General features: G+C 64.6%; 20 protein-coding genes and 4 tRNA genes. 10 read left to right on the plus strand and 14 right to left on the minus strand.

What is annotated here, in order from left to right; all coding sequences use genetic code 11:
* Positions 1-5: 5 nt before the first annotated feature.
* Positions 6-872, minus strand: coding sequence for a methionyl-tRNA formyltransferase (locus NRB20_RS28470; protein WP_227833953.1), 867 nt, complete (start codon positions 870-872; stop codon positions 6-8).
* A 122-nt stretch (positions 873-994) separates the two neighbouring features.
* Here NRB20_RS28470 and NRB20_RS28475 point away from each other — a divergent pair, with 122 nt between their 5' ends.
* From NRB20_RS28475 to NRB20_RS28495, 5 genes are all read left to right on the plus strand, one after another.
* A complete protein-coding gene (locus NRB20_RS28475) occupies positions 995-1,306 on the plus strand; it encodes a hypothetical protein (protein WP_227833954.1) in 312 nt (103 codons plus the stop codon).
* Positions 1,299-1,910: a DUF6879 family protein gene (locus NRB20_RS28480; protein WP_153414428.1), complete on the plus strand. Its 612-nt coding sequence runs from the start codon at positions 1,299-1,301 to the stop codon at positions 1,908-1,910. Before NRB20_RS28475 ends, NRB20_RS28480 begins: the two co-directional genes overlap by 8 nt.
* 38 nt (positions 1,911-1,948) lie before the next feature.
* Positions 1,949-4,384 carry an ATP-binding protein gene (locus tag NRB20_RS28485; RefSeq protein WP_153414430.1) on the plus strand — a complete coding sequence of 812 codons (2,436 nt, stop codon included), beginning with the start codon at positions 1,949-1,951 and terminating at the stop codon, positions 4,382-4,384.
* 59 nt (positions 4,385-4,443) lie between these two features.
* Positions 4,444-4,791: a hypothetical protein gene (locus NRB20_RS28490; RefSeq protein ID WP_227833955.1), complete on the plus strand. Its 348-nt coding sequence runs from the start codon at positions 4,444-4,446 to the stop codon at positions 4,789-4,791.
* A 234-nt stretch (positions 4,792-5,025) separates the two neighbouring features.
* Positions 5,026-5,829, plus strand: a complete 804-nt coding sequence (locus tag NRB20_RS28495; RefSeq protein ID WP_319945510.1) for an SAM-dependent methyltransferase — start codon at positions 5,026-5,028, stop codon at positions 5,827-5,829.
* A gap of 20 nt (positions 5,830-5,849) precedes the next feature.
* Here the strand turns inward: NRB20_RS28495 and NRB20_RS28500 are convergent, their stop codons facing one another.
* A complete protein-coding gene (locus NRB20_RS28500; protein WP_153414432.1) occupies positions 5,850-7,148 on the minus strand; it encodes a glycoside hydrolase family 27 protein in 1,299 nt (432 codons plus the stop codon).
* Between the two features lie 366 nt (positions 7,149-7,514).
* Between NRB20_RS28500 and NRB20_RS28505 the strand changes: the two genes are divergently transcribed.
* Both NRB20_RS28505 and NRB20_RS28510 read left to right on the plus strand, forming a co-directional pair.
* Positions 7,515-9,566 carry a PhoX family protein gene (locus NRB20_RS28505; protein ID WP_319945511.1) on the plus strand — a complete coding sequence of 684 codons (2,052 nt, stop codon included), beginning with the start codon at positions 7,515-7,517 and terminating at the stop codon, positions 9,564-9,566.
* A gap of 119 nt (positions 9,567-9,685) precedes the next feature.
* The gene (locus tag NRB20_RS28510; RefSeq protein ID WP_227833956.1) at positions 9,686-10,123 is read left to right on the plus strand and encodes a hypothetical protein; all 438 of its coding nucleotides are present in this window, start codon (positions 9,686-9,688) and stop codon (positions 10,121-10,123) included.
* Positions 10,124-10,362: 239 nt separating this feature from the next.
* On the opposite strand, the gene NRB20_RS28515 is transcribed toward NRB20_RS28510, so the two are convergent.
* Positions 10,363-10,434: transfer RNA gene (locus NRB20_RS28515), tRNA-Val, on the minus strand.
* Between the two features lie 407 nt (positions 10,435-10,841).
* On the opposite strand from NRB20_RS28515, the gene NRB20_RS28520 reads away from it, so the two are divergent.
* From NRB20_RS28520 to NRB20_RS28530, 3 genes are all read left to right on the plus strand, one after another.
* Positions 10,842-10,914 (plus strand) — tRNA-Gly (locus NRB20_RS28520).
* 23 nt (positions 10,915-10,937) lie between these two features.
* Positions 10,938-11,008 (plus strand) — tRNA-Cys (locus tag NRB20_RS28525).
* 16 nt (positions 11,009-11,024) lie between these two features.
* Positions 11,025-11,096, plus strand: a tRNA-Val gene (locus NRB20_RS28530).
* Between the two features lie 118 nt (positions 11,097-11,214).
* Here NRB20_RS28530 and NRB20_RS28535 read toward each other — a convergent pair.
* From NRB20_RS28535 to ssb, 11 genes are all read right to left on the minus strand, one after another.
* Complete coding sequence (locus NRB20_RS28535) at positions 11,215-11,847, minus strand: hypothetical protein (RefSeq protein WP_153414434.1); 633 nt, start codon at positions 11,845-11,847, stop codon at positions 11,215-11,217.
* Positions 11,848-13,141: 1,294 nt separating this feature from the next.
* A complete protein-coding gene (locus tag NRB20_RS28540; protein ID WP_153414436.1) occupies positions 13,142-13,345 on the minus strand; it encodes a hypothetical protein in 204 nt (67 codons plus the stop codon).
* On the minus strand, positions 13,342-13,518 hold the full coding sequence (locus tag NRB20_RS28545) for a hypothetical protein (protein WP_153414438.1): 177 nt from the start codon (positions 13,516-13,518) through the stop codon (positions 13,342-13,344). Before NRB20_RS28545 ends, NRB20_RS28540 begins: the two co-directional genes overlap by 4 nt.
* Positions 13,518-14,294 (minus strand): DUF2637 domain-containing protein, encoded by a 777-nt coding sequence (locus NRB20_RS28550; protein ID WP_227833957.1) that lies wholly within the window; start codon positions 14,292-14,294, stop codon positions 13,518-13,520. The genes NRB20_RS28545 and NRB20_RS28550 overlap by 1 nt, the downstream gene beginning before the upstream one ends.
* Positions 14,291-14,482, minus strand: coding sequence for a hypothetical protein (locus NRB20_RS28555; RefSeq protein WP_153414440.1), 192 nt, complete (start codon positions 14,480-14,482; stop codon positions 14,291-14,293). The genes NRB20_RS28550 and NRB20_RS28555 overlap by 4 nt, the downstream gene beginning before the upstream one ends.
* Positions 14,482-14,943 carry a hypothetical protein gene (locus NRB20_RS28560; protein ID WP_153414442.1) on the minus strand — a complete coding sequence of 154 codons (462 nt, stop codon included), beginning with the start codon at positions 14,941-14,943 and terminating at the stop codon, positions 14,482-14,484. Before NRB20_RS28560 ends, NRB20_RS28555 begins: the two co-directional genes overlap by 1 nt.
* On the minus strand, positions 14,943-15,248 hold the full coding sequence (locus NRB20_RS28565) for a hypothetical protein (RefSeq protein WP_153414443.1): 306 nt from the start codon (positions 15,246-15,248) through the stop codon (positions 14,943-14,945). Before NRB20_RS28565 ends, NRB20_RS28560 begins: the two co-directional genes overlap by 1 nt.
* Positions 15,248-15,580, minus strand: coding sequence for a hypothetical protein (locus tag NRB20_RS28570; RefSeq protein WP_153414445.1), 333 nt, complete (start codon positions 15,578-15,580; stop codon positions 15,248-15,250). The genes NRB20_RS28565 and NRB20_RS28570 overlap by 1 nt, the downstream gene beginning before the upstream one ends.
* Positions 15,580-16,077, minus strand: a complete 498-nt coding sequence (locus NRB20_RS28575; protein WP_153414447.1) for a hypothetical protein — start codon at positions 16,075-16,077, stop codon at positions 15,580-15,582. Before NRB20_RS28575 ends, NRB20_RS28570 begins: the two co-directional genes overlap by 1 nt.
* A gap of 2 nt (positions 16,078-16,079) precedes the next feature.
* The gene (locus NRB20_RS28580; RefSeq protein WP_153414449.1) at positions 16,080-16,295 is read right to left on the minus strand and encodes a hypothetical protein; all 216 of its coding nucleotides are present in this window, start codon (positions 16,293-16,295) and stop codon (positions 16,080-16,082) included.
* Positions 16,296-16,321: 26 nt separating this feature from the next.
* A complete protein-coding gene (gene ssb / locus NRB20_RS28585; protein WP_153414451.1) occupies positions 16,322-16,810 on the minus strand; it encodes a single-stranded DNA-binding protein in 489 nt (162 codons plus the stop codon).
* Between the last annotated feature and the right edge of the window lie 171 nt (positions 16,811-16,981).

The raw sequence follows: 16,981 nt of genomic DNA on the forward strand, positions 1-16,981 counted from the left end.
TGGTCTCAGCTTCCGATGGACTCGAACAGGTCGAGATGCATGGTTATCCACAGGGGAGCATCGGAGCATTGGGCTCGCAGGCCCTCGGCGGGCCGCAAGCTGGTCTGTAGCAGCGAGATTCGGCGACCGTTCAATTCGGCGACAGGGCCGGGGGGATCGTAGATCCCGAACCGTCGGGCTCGAACCTGGTTGTGAATCTCGCGGGCCGTTCTCGACCAGTCGACGGTGGACCACTCGGGACCGACCGGGCCCTCGTATGTCGCCTCCGCCTGGTTCTGCGGCTCGCCCGGGCAGCCTCGCGCCGCGCGTTCCAGCGCGACCGGCACCAGATCCTGCGTTATGTCGTCGAATGTCCGGATCAGTCCGTCGGCAACCTCGTCGTCGATCGAGTCGGGCAGGAGGACGCCGGCTTGCTGTGCCACGATCGGCCCCGCGTCGAAGTCGCGATCCATCCAGTGAATCGTGACCCCTGTCTCGGCATCTCCGTGCAACAGAGCCCAGTGGACGGGCATCGGGCCGCGGTGCCGTGGCAGCAGTGAGGTGTGAATGTTGAGAACTCCCAGTCGTGGTGTTGTCAAAACGGCATCGGTGAGTCGCCACGGAAATCCATGACAGATCATTATGTCGGTTCGGTAACTGGATAATCCCGCACGGAGTTCGTTGTTTCCGGCGACCGATATCAAATCCAAACTGCCCGGTATCGAATGAACGAATGCGGAGAATTCGGCGGTGGATTGCGCACCGTCGGGCACTGTGGAGCGAGGTGTGACAGCCGCTGCCGGAAGGTGTCCGGCCCGGGTGCAGGCATCGTATAGAGCTACGAGTCCGTCGGCCCTCGACGAGGCGAGCGCGACCCGCAGTGGTGCAACCAAAACAGCCCCTCTCTACGTGCGAGTCTCGCCGCGGGACTGCCGTTCCCGTGTTGTCTACGGGAGGGTGGTACACGCCTGTCTCGCGGTGGATCTCGCGTGGATTGTGTTGACATGCTATAGAATTGGATTCCGAACGTGACTTCGACCGACGCACAGGGGTGGCTATGGAGCGAGGGTGGGAGGCCGATCCGTCGGCGTCGATGAGGCGACGCCTGGGTAAGTCGGCCAAGGAGCTGGGGCAGACCGGTGGACGGGACTCGTGTCCCGACATTTGGGAACTCGACAATGGCGACATCGCGGTGATCGGTCGGGATCTGACGGATACATACGTGTCACGTCTCCCGGAAGACGTGACAATCTATCACGATGAGCGTTTGGTTATCATTCCGCGTGCGATGATCGTCGCAGCCAAAACGGATATTCCGGATGCCTGATCTGTTTCGCGGCATCGCGGGTGAATACCTGGCTGCCGACGCGATGCACGCGGATTATGAGAGGCGGTTCGCCGCGCCCGATGGGCTCGATTCATGGAAGCTCGAACGCCGCCAACATTTCCGTGATCCGCAGTTCGCCAGTTGGGTGGCTTTCGACCGGGGTGAGTGGGAGCAAGCGCTGCGGCTGATGGAGCAGGAACGTACGAGTCTGGCCGACCTGGAGAGGGAGACGGTCGCGAGAGGTATGGACCTGTACCGGGTGCGGGTCGTCGAGGAGCCGATCGCGCCGTATCTGCAATGGGAACTTCATCTGCTGGCCTTGCGGGCCGAGTACGGCGAGAAGATTCGTGTCATCGGGCCCGAGGTCGTCGTGCCGCTCGAATCCGCTGGTGCGCTGCCCGAACTGCTGACCGTGGGGATGGAGACGGTGTACGAGTTCCGCTATGACGAGACCGGCACCCTGTCCGGCGCTCACCGCTACACGGATCACGAAATCTACGCTCGCTGTACCGATTTCATGAAGGCTCTCTACACGGTCGGTGAGGACCTGCGAAGTTTCCTCGCACGACGAGTGGCCGCTGTGGATCCGCAGGGAAGAGTCTGACCGTTCGCCATGCGTGATGAATTCTTGTGGGGTGTCGCATGACCGGGGTCGGCGATGATCGCGGTGACTCCGGCGGCGGTTCCACGCATTCCGAGCTGTCCGGCTCGGGCGGGGATATCGTGCAGGCCCGAGATGTGCAAGGAGGCGTGCATTTTCATGCCGGAGGCGAGCACCGCACAGCCGATGATCCGGTACCGCGGCAACTGCCGGCCGATGTCCGTGGCTTCGTCAACCGGCTGGCCGAACTCGCACGTCTCGACCGGATCCTGGCAGGCGATCCCGGCGAGCCGCTCGTGTGCGGGGTATCGGTCATCACGGGAACCGCGGGGGTGGGCAAAACCTCGCTCGCGTTGCGTTGGTCGCACCGGGTCCGCGAGAGGTTTCCCGACGGACAACTCTATGTCGATCTGCGTGGCTACGACGCGGGTGATCCGATCACGCCCGGCCAGGCCCTCGATGGATTCCTCCGTGCACTGGGGACCACGCCCGCCAGGATTCCCGCGGCCGAGTCCGACAAAGCGGCCTTGTTCCGGTCGTTGCTGGCAGAGCGCAGGATGCTGGTCGTACTCGACAATGCGGCGACGACAACTCAGGCGTTGTCGCTGCTCCCGGGTACCTCCGGCTGCCTGGCGGTGGTGACCAGCCGGAGTGATCTTCCCGGCTTGGCCGTACGGGCCGGTGCGAAACGACTCACGCTGAACGTGTTGAGCGAGAACGAGTCGGTGACGTTGCTGCGTGCCTCGACGTCCGACGAGCGGATCGCCGACGATGCCGAAGAGTTGGCGGAACTGGCGCGGCTGTGTGGGAGACTGCCGCTGGCATTACGCATTGCTGCCGATCGCGCCGCCAGCCGACCGTACGTGCCATTGTCCGAGCTGATTGCCGATCTTCGCGACGAGTCCAAACTTTGGGATGCTCTGGGGGGAGAGCCGGAGGATGAAACAGACGTGCGCACTGTCTTCGCATGGTCGTATCGGGCGCTCTCCGAGGAAGCCGCAGCGCTGTTCCGCATGCTCAGCCTGCATCCGGGGCCCGAGTTCAGTACCGCGGCAGCCGCGGCCCTGGGTGACCGGCCCATCCGGCAGACGCGATATCTGCTCGATGTCCTCGTCGGCGCACATCTCGTAGAACAGCATGCGCCGGACCGCTACCAGTTCCATGACCTGCTACGCGCGTACGCGCTGGACCAGGCTCAGTCCGCTGAGCGTCCGGAGACTCGCACGGCTGCCCTACGACGCACTCTGCTCTGGTACCTGCTCGGTGCGGACGCGGCTCAGACCGTCATCAGCCCGATGGAACGACATGTCGCGTTCGACCCCGACGACGCACCGGAACGGATCTGGGCCGTCGCCACGCCGCCCGCGTTCGACAACGCCGAACAAGCAGTCCACTGGTACAACCTCGAGCACGCCAACCTGGTCGCCGCCGTTCGGGTGGCGGCGGACTCGGCGATGGATCGTCTCTGCTGGCGGCTCCACGTCGTGTTGCGCAGTATCTACATGCGGGAGAATTCCTTCGATGACTGGTTGATCACCGGCCACGTCGCACTTGCCGCCGCACGACGAGCCCGCGACCTCGGCGGCGAAGCCGAGGTTCTGGAGAGTCTCGGGATCGCCTACACCCAATCCGGGAGTCTGGCCGAAGGAGCCGAACACCATCGTGCGGCACTGGCGATCCGGCAGGCGATCGGCGACCGCTTCGGAGAGGCTATGTCGCTGAACGGGTTGGGGCTGCTCGCCTTTCGGGAACACGATCTCGCAGCGGCGCTGGACTCCCTGAAGCAGAGTCGAGCCGTGCTGCACGACCTCGGCGACTCGATGTGGGAGACGCTCACCACGGTCAACATCGCCGAGGCTTGTCTTCGTCTCGATCGACAAGGTGAAGCCGAGGCTTTGATCCGCCCGTCGCTGGCGATTTTCCGGGAGCATCAGCAGTCGGCGAATATCGGGAATGCCCTGTGGTTGCTCAGTACGGCCCTGCGCGAGCTCGATCGCTCCGAAGAGGCTTTACAGGCCGCCCAGGAGGCGGTGGATATCGCTCGTGCGCACAGCAACCACATGTGGGAAGGGTGCTGGACGATGGAGCTGGGAGCGGTCCAACGGACGCTCGGTCGGCACGGTGAAGCTTTGGAGTCGTATCAACGCGCGGCCGCGCTGCATCGCCGGATCGGTGATCGCGGCCGCGAGGCGCAATCGTGGGCCGGCGCCGGCGAGGTGTATCGGGAGTTGGGCCGACCGGATGAGGCGGCATCCTTTCACCGGCTGGCCGTCGCCACGCAGCGTGAGCTGGACGACCGGTGGTTGCTCGCGTCGGATCTGGAACAGCTCGGTGCCGACCTGCGACGTGCCGACAACGCCGACGGTGCTCGTCCGTACCTGGAGGAAGCCCGGTCCATCCTCGCCGGGTTCGACGATCCGAAGGCCGTCCGTATGCGGCGGCGCATCGCGAAGATTCTCGAAGGCGAAGTGAGATAAGGGCTTTCGGCTATGGTGGAGGTAACGCAAAATGTCAGGACTCTGGTCGAGGGGGCCCCGTGATCGAACCTGTTCTGATCGCCATCGCGAACTCGCTGGCAGGCAAGGCGACCGGTGCTCTGTACGATCTCGTGCGCAAGAAGTTCGCGGCGAGTCGGCACGACACCGCTACCCTCGAGGCTGCGGCAGGTGTCGACGAGCGGGATCCACAGATCGCACGCTTGGCCGAGGCGTTGGAGCGAGCGGAAACCGATGACTCGGAATTCGGGACCCGGCTACGCGCGGAGTGGGCACAGGTGTGCGGCACAGTCCGGTCCGGGGATGGTGCGGTAACCAATGACATTTCCGGCACCGTATCCGGAAATGCCGTGCAGGCCCGCGACATACAAGGCGGAATCAACTTCTGAGACCACCACGGAAGGAGAACCTCCGACGTGGCCGCCCACTCCCTGCTCCACGAGGCGGGCACCTCCACCTCCCACCCCTTTGCGGGAAGGTGTCGAGCGCTACCCATGCCCAGGAATGGAAGACGTAAACCTCTCGGCGTCAAGGTATTTCGTGTCTCGCCGAGTCGACACGCGCTCGTCCGGTGCGGTATCACTTGTGGTGACTTGTGCTTGTGCCTGTGAGGAGGACCTTCTGTGACCGACAGCCCTTCGCTGGATCTACGGACGGACTTACCGCACAGCGCTCGTATGTACGACTATTTCCTCGGCGGCAAGGACAACTACGCCGCCGATCGGGAGGCCGCCGAGCAGGTCAAGCAGCAGTGGCCGACCGTGGTGGTCGCGACGCGGGTCAACCGCGAGTTCATGCATCGTGTGACGCGGTTCCTCGCCGGCCAGGGGATCCGGCAGTTCCTCGATGTCGGGACCGGTATCCCGACGCGGCCCAACCTGCACGAGATCGCGCAGCAGGTCGATCCCACCGCCCGGGTGGTCTACGCCGACAACGACCCGATCGTGCTGACCCACGCGCGAGCGCTGCTGGTCAGCGCGCCACAGGGCCGCACCGACTACATCCAGGCCGACGCCCGCTCTCCGCGGTCGATCCTCGACTCTCCCCAACTGGAGAAGGTCCTCGATCTGTCCCAGCCCGTCGCGTTGAGCCTGATCGCGCTGCTGCATTTCATCCCCGACGATCAGGACCCGCACCACATCATCGGCACCCTGGTCGATGCTCTGGCTCCCGGCTCCTACCTGGTGCTCTCGCATGTGACCGGTGATTTCGACCCGCCCGCGATCCGCGAGCTCACCCGCATCTACAACGAACGCGGCGTATCGCTGCAGGCACGCGGCCGCGAGGAGTTCCATCGCCTGTTCCAGGGCCGTGAACTGCTCGAGCCCGGCATCGTCTCGGCACACCGTTGGAAACCCGACACCATCGAGATGCCCGCCAGCCTGGACGTCGAGGCGTCGTTGTACGCGGGCGTCGCCCGCATCTGACTGTCTCGCGGGGCTCGGCCTCAACCGCACTTCGGAGTCACACGCTGGAGCACCAGACCGTGCGGCGCGACGCCGGAGTGGCCGATCGGGCCCGCTGTGGTCGTCGAGGTGTGGGCCCACAGGTCGCGCACCGTATAGCACTGTGCGCCAGGCAATCCGGCCGCGGTGGCCGAGGTGCCGATATCGGCGGGGCTGTCGTCCGGGTTGTACAGGGCGACCGCGATCGAGCCGTCGGAGAGCGGTTTGACCATTACCCGGTCGTTGCCGGGCAGGAAGGCGCCCTGCACCGATGCCGGGTCCTGGTCGACGGCGATGACCTCACGATTGGTGAGAATCGACCGGGTCTGCTCGCTCATGGCACGCACGTCGTTGCCCGCGATGAGGGGCGCGGCGAGCATGGCCCACAGCGAGAGATGCGTGCGCTGTTCCTCGACGGTCAGGCTGAACTGCGGATCCCGCAGGGCCGCAATCTGTTCCGGGGTCAGCGTCAGCAGTGACGTCGCGCCTTTGACGGTCGCGCGGGCGGAGATCCGCTGTTGCAGAGTCAGCGGCAGCGCCTTGAGCAGCGCGCTGGGTACCGTACCCGGGTGCATGCCGAGGAATTCGGCCAACTGGGTGCCGACGACCAGCATGTCGGGATCGTTCCAGTACCCGGGACGACTGCGCGCGGCCAGGGGAGTCGCGGCGGCCAGCTGCTCGGTGACGCCCAGGAACTGCTCCGAGGAGAAGTCGTGCACTGCGACAGCCGGAGTTCCGTTGTGCCAGAACGGGTACAGATCGTGGGCGTTGCGCGTCAGGTCCGCGATACGGGACCAGTCGTAGGCCCGCGCCGCGTGCAGTCCGGCGGAGCTGTTCGGATTGATGCTGTAGACGATGCGACGGCCGCTGGCGCGCAACGCATCTCGCATCGCGGTGAACACCCGCACCTGCGTTTCCAGGTCGTCGTCGTTACGGCACCAGTCGTATTTCAGGAAGTCCACGCCCCAGGCGGCGAAGGTCCGCGCATCCCGGTTCTCGTGCCCGGCGCTCGCGTTCTGCAGGGATTGGCCGCAGGTTTCGTTGTACGGGCTGGAGTACAGCCCCAGCAGCATCCCGCGATCGTGGGCGTAACGCGCCAGCGCCGGGATTCCGCCGGGGAATTTCCGAGGGTCGGCCACCAGGCTTCCGGCCGCATCGCGAGCGGGCGCCGCCCATCCGGCGTCGAGATTCACGTAGTGGTAACCCGCATCCCGCATGCCCGAACTCACCAGGGCGTCGATGGTGGACCGAATAACGCTCTCGGTCAACGGGATTCCGGAGTTCCACGAGTTCCAGCCCATCGGCGGACCCGAGCTCGCGGGTGCGGCCGTCGCGTTCGGTAGCGGAGCCGCCCCGAGCGCCCCGATCGTCACACAGACCGTGGCAACACACTGGCGAACTCGTCGTATGCCGCGATGTCGGGCAGTCGTCTTCACTGTTGTGGACCGGAGCACGACATCATGGTCGCAGCGGTTCGCTGCTGGGAAGGATTTGTGATCGCTCACATGGCGATGCCGGTGTGCGTCCGCGCTTCGGGTGGTGAACGAGTGACCGCGACTCCCCATCGTCCACTTTGTCTAATTTGTCTGATATTCACCTATTGTCCGCCTGGGTACCGCGCGGCCCGTTTACCGTTTGCGCACCGCCAGCCCACGTGAGGAGCGATCGTGAATCTCGAGCCCCTGTCTCTGTTGGTCACGCACGACGGACGGTCGTCGCGCTCGGCGACGACCTGCGCGTACAAATGCGGAAACGCCTGCTTCCACGAGGCGCCGAACACCTCCGCCGGTGAGTACTTCGGCGATATCGTCGCGTCGATCTCGCGGCGTGGCCTGCTGCGGGGTGGCGCGGCCGTCGTGCTGGCGACCGGCGCGGGCGCGGCCCTCGCGGCCTGCGGTGACGACGAGCCCGCGCATGCCCTCTCAGGCACCGGCGCCGGCTTCACGGCGGTGCCGCCCAACACCCGGGACGCCCTGGTCGTCCCCGATGGCTACCGGCAATCGGTGGTCATCCGCTGGGGCGACCCGGTGCTGCCGGGCGCTCCGGCCTTCGATTTCGGCGCACAGTCCGCGGCCGCGCAGGCCACGCAGTTCGGCTACAACAACGACTTCCAGGGGCTGCTGCCGATCGAGGGGCAGCGCGATTCGTACCTGCTGGTGGTCAACCACGAGTACACCACCGAACCGCACATGTTCACCGGCTACGCCCCGGACGCGCCGACGCCGGAGCAGTTCGCGATCTGCCTTGCCGCCCACGGGCTTTCGGTCGTCGAGGTGAAGGGTGAGTCCGGATCGGGCAGGCTGACGCCGATTCCGGGCCGGTACAACCGCCGCGTCACCGGAACCACCGAATTCACCCTCACCGGCCCCGCGGCCGGCAGTGCGCTGCTGCGGACCTCCGCCGATCCGTCCGGCACGAAAGTCCTGGGGACACTGAACAATTGCTCGGGCGGGCTCACCCCGTGGGGCACGGTGCTGTCCGGTGAGGAGAACTTCAACCAGTACTTCGCCGGGGTGCTGGCCGATCCGGTCGCGCAGGACCGCGGCAGGCGCTACGGGCTCGGCCATCCGGGCGCGGGGCAGGGCGAGATGCCGAGGCACTGGGAGCGTTTCGACAAGCGGTTCGACGTGGCGGCCGAACCCAACGAATCCAACCGTTTCGGCTATGTCGTCGAGCTGGATCCGTGGGATCCGTCCTCGACTCCGATCAAGCACACCGCGCTGGGCCGGTTCAAGCACGAGTCGGCGAACATCTACGTGACCTCGGACGGGACCGTGGTCGCCTACTCGGGCGACGACGAGCGCTTCGAGTACATGTACAAGTTCGTCTCCGCCAAGAAGATCGAGCAGGGCGCCACCGCGGCCGCTCGCAGGCGCAATATGACCATCCTCGACGAAGGCACCCTGTACGTCGCGAAACTGACCGGCGATCACGCGGAGCAGATCGACGGCGCCGGAAAGGTGCCCTCGGACAAGGGATTCACGGGCAAGGGCCAGTGGATTCCGATCCTGCAGACCGGTGCCGACGGCAAGGGCGCCTCCCTGGTCCAGGGCCTGTCCGCGGAGGAGGTCGCGGTCTTCACCCGCCTCGCCGGAGACGCGGTAGGCGCCACCAAGATGGATCGCCCGGAGGACTTCGAGCCCAACCCGAAGACCGGCAAGGTCTATGTGGCGCTGACCAACAACAGCAATCGCGGCACCGCGGGCAAGGCCGCCGCCGACGAGGCGAACCCGCGCAACCAGAACAAGAACGGCCAGATCCTGGAGATCGTCGACGATCACAAGGGCACCACGTTCACCTGGTCGCTGCTGCTGGTCTGCGGCGACCCCGCAGCCGCCGACACCTACTTCGCCGGATTCGACAAGACGAAGGTCAGCCCGATCTCCTGCCCGGACAACCTGGCGTTCGACCCCCACGGCAACCTGTGGATCGCCACCGACGGCAATGCGCTGAAGTCCAACGACGGACTGTTCTCGGTGGTGCTGGAGGGCGAGCGTCGCGGCGAGACCAAGCAGTTCCTCACCGTGCCGAAGGGTGCGGAGACCTGCGGCCCGGTCGTCAGCGAGCAGCGCGTGATGGTGTGCGTGCAACATCCGGGTGAGGTCGACGGCGCGTCGGCGGACAAACCCGCCTCGCACTGGCCCGACGGAGGCGCCTCGCAACCCCGCCCCGCCGTGGTCGCGGTGTGGAAGGACCAGGGCGGCAGCATCGGCGTGTAGTGCCGCGCCGGTATCGGTCGGCCGTGGCTGGCACTATGGCTCCTGCCGGATCGGATCGGTGTGGAAAGGGGCATGTGTATGGCGGGGAACTATGGGTATCGGCCTTCTCGCTCGCTGGAGTGGCGCTCGGTGGAGGGCTCACGGCATTCACCCAACGTGCGACCCAGCGGTCCGCCGAACGGATCGAACGTCGGCGGCAAGCAGTGGCCACTGCCGAGGCTCGTCGCGCCGAACAGGTCCAAGCGATAAAGGATTTCATCGCGTGCGCCCAGAAGGCCGAACGTGCCGCCTACCGCCGACCGCAGCCGTGGGGTGATGACGAGGACAGCTGGATGACACGCACCTCGCCCGTGATGACCGAGCTGTGGATCGCCGAACGCGCCGTCGTGTTGCTGTGCGCCGCCACGTTGCAGCCTCCGATCCACAACTACGGCCGGGAACTCAATCAAGCGGTGTGGCGCGAGATCGGCGACAGCGAGGTGAACGAGTTCCTCGAAGAACCCAAGGCCGCATTCATGGCAGCAGCACGCACAGCCCTGGCCTCTGCCCCAGAGTGACGCCCGGCATCAAAGCCGGGACGAAGGGGGTATCACGTTGTCGCGAATCATGTTCGCCGCATTGATCTTCGGACGCCGACATCGGGGGACCGGTTCAACGGCATTCGGCATTGCCGGACGTCGAGTTCGCCAATGTCATGATCGGTTCACGTGGCAGGTTCGAGATGGGGTCTCGCAATGAGATATTGCACGAAAACGGCAGGTCATCATAAAAAATGCGATGACCTGCCGTTTCTTTGTGGTCCTAGCTGGTTTCGAACCAGCGACCTCTCGCGTGTGAGGCGAGCGCTCTCCCGCTGAGCTATAGGACCGGGATGGGTGTTCGGTGGGGAGTGTGGGCTCCGTTCCGAACGAGATGGAACCTTAACACGCATCACCCGGGTGACACCAAATCGCGTCTCTACCTTGGGGTTTTTCGGTGGGTGGGTGAGGTAGAGGGGGAGGTGGGTTTGCTTGTGGCTGTGGTGGATTCGTGAAGGGGTGGTGCGTCGAGTGGTTGCGCGGTTTGTCCGGCGCGCGTGACCCGCAGGGCGCTGCGGATGGATGACGCCGCGGCGGCCGGATGGTGAACGCTGCCTGCGGAACGACATGGCTGTAATTCCGATTTACCCACTCTAACCAGCGGATTTGTTGTTGTCGCCGATGGTGGGCTAATGTTCTCTCTCGCAGCCGGAAGGCAGAAAGAGCCGGACGGAGCACACTGCACATTACAGTGCATGCGGATGTAGCGCAGCTGGTAGCGCATCACCTTGCCAAGGTGAGGGTCGCGGGTTCGAATCCCGTCATCCGCTCGAAGGCCAACCCGGCCTTGGTTGGCGGTGTGGCCGAGTGGTGAGGCAACGGCCTGCAAAGCCGTGCACACGGGTTCGATTCCCGTCGCCGCCTCTTAGAGGCAAACCACGCGCGATTAGCTCAGCGGGAGAGCGCTTCCCTGACACGGAAGAGGTCACTGGTTCAATCCCAGTATCGCGCACCGAAGAAAAGGCAGGTCAGCCCCGGTTTTCACCGGGGCTTTCTTGCGTAGTGCCCAACGCGTGCCCAATGAGGGTCGTTGCTGAAGTGTTACTCGATAGGGCGGCACGAACTGCGCCTCAGTCGGACGATGTGAACGTCGTGCGGCAACATCCGCAGATGATCTGTCCAACATCGTAAGTGGTTCGAGATACACGGATCTTGCGTCCGCACTGACATTGGGCGGCGAGTCCGTTGTTGTTGGATTTGCGTCCGCTGCGGCGGTCGGGTTCGTGTCGGCGGTAGGCCACGAGTGCGTCGGTGAGTTCGTGAAGCTGGTCGCGGTAGCGGGTTCGGGTGTCGGCGGGCATGGTGGTGAGCGACCATCCGACTTTCGGGTGCTGCGTCAAGGTCAAGCCCAGTTCTTCGCCGAGTTCGCGGTACCGCTCGTTGTGCCAACGTCCTTGGCGGCTGGTGTCTTTGATGTCGCGGGCGACAGCGAGTCCGTGGGCGGCCTCGTGCAGTAGTGTGCCCAGCACGTCAGCCGCGCCGCGTTGCAGACCTTCGCCGCCGACGAACAGCTCGTGCATCTCGTATTCGCCGCGGACCCACCGGTAGGAGGCGAAGTGTCCGAGAGTGAGGTCTGTGCCGGTCGATCCGGCCCCGACGGTCAGGACGACGTCGGGTACTTCGGGGTGATGGGATCGTATTGCCGCCCATGCTTGTTCCAGTGCGGTGACGAGTAGTCCTGTGATGGTGTCGGATTCGGTCATCTCCCGGCCTTCCGGTCTCGGTGACACGTACGTGTCAACCGGCCGAACGCGGTTGTGACACGTACGTGTCAACGGGTGGGGTGCCCGGGAGGGCGTGGATTCCCTGGGCGCGCGCCGCGCCGTCCCGGGGCAGGCCCGCGGCCTGCCCTCACCGCCTGCCCAGGGTCGCAGAGGCTCCGGAATCCAGGGAACGCGCCGGAGCGTGCACGGCCGAATTTCCTTGATTGCCGATACGAATGCAGCGGACCGTGACCGAAATTCGGTTGTGCCGGGCGCGGACCCTGGAATCTGGAGGGGCGGCCCGCACAATGCGGCGGCGCGCAGGGAATCCGACCCGAACCCGGTTGACGGGACCAGCCATGTGCCGGAACGAGAACCGGACCGTTCGCACCCAGCTCAGCTACTTACACGCAACATTCGCTCCGGACGGTACTACCGCGCAGCGCTCCGGACGCCACTTCACACGCCACCGCCACGTACGCACCCTCGTTACCGGACGCCACCCTGCTCCCAACGGCAACGTTTCTCACCCAACGCAACCACTCGTCTTTTTACCCAACTCATTTCTCACATCATTGATTTCATATCTCCCCACCCCTGACTACTACTCCACTGCTCCCCTCGCCCAGATCACCATATACACAGCGAAGCGTGCATATGGTGATCTGGGCGAGGGGAGCGACCACGCACCCAACGCTGCTGGTCAGGGGTGGGGAAACGCAAAATTACCCCCGGAAAACCCATAAGGTCACCATGGCCTGACTTCCGGGGTCTATTCGGCCGCATAAGAGTAGATCCGGGAGATTTCCAATACAAGAGTGTATTCAATCGGGGGTTGTTCCAGGGCAAGCGGAGACATTCTGATCACGATCGGTACTTGCCGCCGGTGCCGACAGTCTCACTGGTGTCAGCGATTCCGGCATACAGTCGAGTGTTCGACGGCCCGCTACGCCCGTGCCGGGGTGGGGGTGCGCGATCGTACCGGCGCTGCCTCGCTGTCAAGGGCGACCTTCGTACAGCCGGTTCGGTGGGTGTGGATGTGCCCTTGACACCGAGGATCCGCAGCGCCGACGCGGGCAGAGATGCCGGGCAGGCGGGGCCTGCCCGCATGGTGCGCGCACCCCCACCCCGGCTCTCGGCGAATCGCTGGCGTCCGGCACTCCGGGATGAGCCCGGTGCCCGCCGACCGGCGGGTGCCTGGTAAAAAAGGGGCGGAGCCCGTGCCTGTCTCTAGCAGGCACGGACTCCGCGTGGTGTCGATATTCAGTTGGTATTCGGTTGTGTCCAGGGTTGGTCAGCCGAACAGTGTCAGCTGGTTCTGGCGGGCTCTGCGATCGCAGTCCTCCCGGTACGCGCGGGCGAGTTTGCGTGCTTTCCACTTCGACATGTCGAAGTCGACGGCAATCTCGTCCCACGACGAACCGTGGTCGTACTGTTCCTGAATCTCCCGCCCCAGCCGCAATGCTCGCTGGGCCGACAACGGTTTGGCGCGAGTCATGATTCCCACTCCGCCGTCTCGTAGTCGTAGGACCACTGGCATTCGCCACCTTCGATTTCGCAGCCTGCCTCGTGGCAGTCCGAGCACAGCTCGGGCCGGTCCATGGGGCCGATCACGATGTCGAAGCAGTCTCGGCAGCCGCACCAGGTGTAACCCGATTCCGCGGTGGTCATCAGGCACCCCCTACCGCTGCGGTCGCCAGCGGCAAAACCTGCTGGACCGGTCGCACCGCGTGCAGAGGCGTGGCCGCCTCGGTCCGCGTGGTGTGCGTGGCGTTGGCGTACCTGGCCGCGGTGCGCGGCGAGACCTCCAACACTCGGCCGATCTCGGCGTAACTCCGGCCTTCGGCACGCAGCGCTTTCGCGCGAGCGACCTTGTCCGGATCCCACCGACTCGCAGGCTTGCGCACTGCCGCCACAGGTTCGGGCTCGGTAACCGGTTCGGGTTGCCCCGCAACGGTTTCCGAGACCTGCACCGGTTCGGGCTCGGGCTCGACAGTAACCGGGTTGAGCGGTTCGGGAACCACTGTGGTGGTGTCCTGGTGTGCTGCCCGGAACAACACGGCCAGGCCGTGCGTGTCCACCAGCAGCGACACCGGGGCCACCGCCGCGATCATCGCAGCGGCCCACCACGGCAGCACATGCCCCACCAAGGCGGCATGCACCGAGTTCCCGGTAATCGAGACCCCGACCCCGGCAGCGAGCACCCACAGGAACGAACGCCTCTGCGGGGACGATGCCAGCACCAGCACCGAGACCGTGGCTTGGATGATCGTGCCATCCACGATCACCGGCCACAGCCACGCCAAACCCGCTGGAACGTGCGCCATGATCGCCAGCTGACGCAACGCCGCGAAACTCAACGCGAACGCCGCGGACCCCACGGTCACGGTGACCAGCACCGCGAACCACCGAGCCCACCGCATCGCTTGGGAAACCCGCGCGTTCATGCGATCACCTCCGGTGCGTCGGTGAACACTGCGTTCCATCGGGCTGCGATCGCTTGCACGATCTGCTCATCGGCGACATGAATGTCTCCGACGATCACCCCGACTTCCCGCAGGTCCGCCAACGCGGCCCCGATCACCGCGGCCAACTCCGAACGGTTGATGACGTGCACATCGGCCAACATGACCATCACGCCCCCTTCCGGTCACGCTCATCCAGGTCCGCCAACAGCGACGGCTGGAGCCCGTTACGCGCTTCGCCGACCGCGATCACGAGTTCGGCGCACGCATTGACCAGGCGATCCCGCGATTCCCGCAGCTCGGCGTTCTCTTTCTCGAGATATGAGTTCTCGTTGGCGAGATCTACATTCTCTTTGTCGAGTTCGCTGACTTTGGTTTCGGCGAGATCGCGGAACAGGCACGCCTGATCGAGGTCGAACATGAGCCGGGCGAGATCGGTGTTCTCCCTGAACGTCCAATAATTGGGCCACATCCCACCTGCGGAGAGATGCCGGTCCAGGTCGTTGAACGCACCAGCGAGACGCAACAAGAGGCGCTCGGAGCTGTCCCGGTCACACTCCTGGTCGATGGTGAGGATGTCGTACTCCCGGATCAATTCCCGGATCTTCTGCAACATCAGCTGGGAATCCATCACTGCACCCCCGGTGTCGTCATCGAAGATTCCGGGCACCGATCGTGCTGGGACTGCAACGCCCCGAGATCCCATTGCAGGCACTGCACCTGATCGAGCAGTTCCCGGTTCTGGTCTTTCAGCTCGTCGCGTTCCTTGATCAGCTCGGCCATATGAACGGTCAGGTCCTCGCCGTTGAGGATCGTGACTCGTTGCGCGGCAGCGTCTTTGCTGCCGTGGTCGGACTCCGGTTCCCAGGAACCATCGGGCCAATAGAACCCGACTGTCCACAGTTCGGTTTCGGTACGCAGGTAGACGAACCCCATCACGCCACCTCCGCGATGCGGAGGATGCCGCGATCAACGCTCATGCCGACCGCGGATGTGGGGCACCGGTCGTGCTCTCGTAGCAGGGCACCGTGATGCCACTGCAAAGACTGCACCTGGTCGAACAGTTCGCCGCATTCCTCGCGGAGCGCGTCGCGCTGTTCGATCAGTTCGGCGATGAGGATTCCGATCGCGGCGCGGTTGAGTTCCGTGGCCCGGTGCACCGCAGCGTCGTGCCTGCTGTGCTCGGACTCGGTGACCCATTCACCATCGCCGGTGCGGAATCCGACTGCCCACGTATCGGATTCGGTGCGGATGTATGCGAACGTCATCACAACACCTCCTCGGATCGTTTGATCCCGATCGTCTCCCAAAGCCCGTGGTCGTCCATGTCTTGCTGGACTTTCACGGACGTGGAAGCGTCGTGGTAGTCGGCGGGGTGCACGTCGTCGTGCGCCCACCATCCACCGGTCGGGCAAGCGATCCAGTGGATACCGTGATCACAGATATCGCACTGCCCGGTGATCACCGGCTCTGACTCGGTTTCGCCGTCGTCCTCGACGGGAGCCGGTGCCTGGATATTCATGACGTCGGCATCGCCGAGTGCGGTGAGGGCGGCGGTCAGTTTGGCGATCAGCTCGCGGGTTTCCTCCTCGTTGAGGTGTGCCTGCATGCGGCTGTCGTCCATCAGATCACCCCAGTGAATCTCGATCTCGCCGAGCGGGCCACCGGGATTACGGGTCCGGACATTGACTTTCGCCTTGTGCTGAACCAAATCCATTTCCGCGCTACCGATCTCGGTGCGGACCCGTGCAGATACGTATGCCATGATCAGTTCTCCTCGCCAATTGTTGCGACAACGTGAGCGGTCGCGGTTTCGTGGTCTTCCAGCAGGTCCGGAAGTTTGTTCAGCAGGGTGTACGCGTCCTGCACCGAGAGCCGCAGTCGCTGGTCTCCGCGGAACCACACGATGATTCGTGCGGGTACGAGGAATCCGTCGATCCATTGGGTCGGGTAGTAACGCGCGCCGTGAATCCCGTGGGTCACGCGATGAGGATGGAAGGCGCGTGTCATCAGAACGCCACCTCTTCGTCCTCGGGCTGAGCCGCATTCCACGGATCATCGGCAGCAGCGCCGCCGTTGTCGTTGGTGTTGCGGCCGTTGCCGTTCCAGCCGTTGCGAGTGCTGTTGCTGGTGCGGCGCTTGATGGGTTTGGCGATGGCGTACTTGGTGGATGTCGCCACCTCGTCGGCTACCAGTTCCACGATGGTGCGCTTGTTGCCGTCGCGGTCGGTGTACTCGCGTTGCTGGAGTTTGCCGACCACGACGACGCGCGTTCCCTTGGCCAGGGAATCGGCGGCGTTCTCCGCGGGCTCGCGGAAAACGGTGCACCGCATGAACAGTGCTTTGCCGTCGACCCACTGGTTCTTGTTGCGATCGAACACGCGCGGTGTCGAAGCAACGGTGAAGTTGACCACGCAGTCGCCGGTCTTCGGGATGGCCCGAATGTCGGGGTCCGCGGTCAGGTTGCCGATGACGGTGATGACGGTCTCTCCGGACATGATTTGTCACTCCTGGTATCTGTGTGGTTGGGTGTCCGTTGGACAGTTCCTCGTCCGTGCCGAAGCCGGACAGGGTTGTTGTTGTCGTTGGTGCGAATTACCTTGCGGGGTCGGCCGATTCGGCCGAATCCTTGATTCCGTGGTGATTTCTCCTTTCTTGTTGTTGTTGCT

It is taken from the genome of Nocardia macrotermitis, assembly GCF_009604405.1.
Lineage (GTDB): Bacteria > Actinomycetota > Actinomycetes > Mycobacteriales > Mycobacteriaceae > Nocardia > Nocardia macrotermitis.